We start from the raw sequence: 768 nt of genomic DNA on the forward strand, positions 1-768 counted from the left end.
ATAGAGTTCGCAGCATCAAATTTCAGGACTACTCCAGCATTGACTGTCAACGTGGTCCCGGCCGGCACCTCCAAACCGTCTAAACCACCCGAGATCCACTGGTAGTCACCCGCGATCATCACCTGAAGTCCGGAGACGGGCAGAGTCAGGTTGTCGACCAGCGAGCCAGATAGTGCGAGCATGTTGATCTTGTTCCCCGACCCGGTATTTCCCGTCAACTTCGCCGGATCAAGATTGGCGAAACCAACAACGACGGCCCGATACTCGGCCCCACTAACCGTGTTGTTTTGCACGCTCGGCGACGGCAGATCCTTGTTCCATCCCGACTCGACGATAATGCCGTCCCAGGCAGAATTCGTCACCGTGTTGCCTGTGACCAAGGTTGTCGACTTTTCAGCGCTCGAAGGATTTCCCTCTTGATAGACAGAAAGCCCGTCACCATTAACCATTTGATTTCCGGTCACAGTCACAGGACCGCGCGCGACAAGATTAATGCCCCCACCATCGCGGACCACCGTGCTAGTGACCACCGGCGACGGTGAAGAACCACTAACTCCGTACCGGCTGAAACGGATCTCAGCACGATTCACCTGAACCAAAGCTTCCTCGCCGACGGTGTTGATGCCTTCCCAATCGCTGGCAGCCGGTTTAGTGGCAGTCCCATCACCGTTCGTATCCCCACCCACGGAATCATCCTTCGAAGACGTAAAGACCACAGGACTGCCCGCAATACCATTGACCTTCAACGCACCACCAACCACCAAACCA

Annotated in this window: 1 protein-coding gene; it reads right to left on the reverse strand. The window is 55.7% G+C overall.

From position 1 onward, the window contains the following. Positions 1 to 768, reverse strand: a 768-nt coding sequence (locus tag DDA93_RS16425) for a NosD domain-containing protein (RefSeq protein WP_207771380.1), incomplete at both ends; no start/stop codon positions are given.

Source organism: Arthrobacter sp. Bz4 (assembly GCF_003075455.1).
In the GTDB taxonomy this organism is placed as follows: Bacteria; Actinomycetota; Actinomycetes; order Actinomycetales; family Micrococcaceae; genus Arthrobacter_D.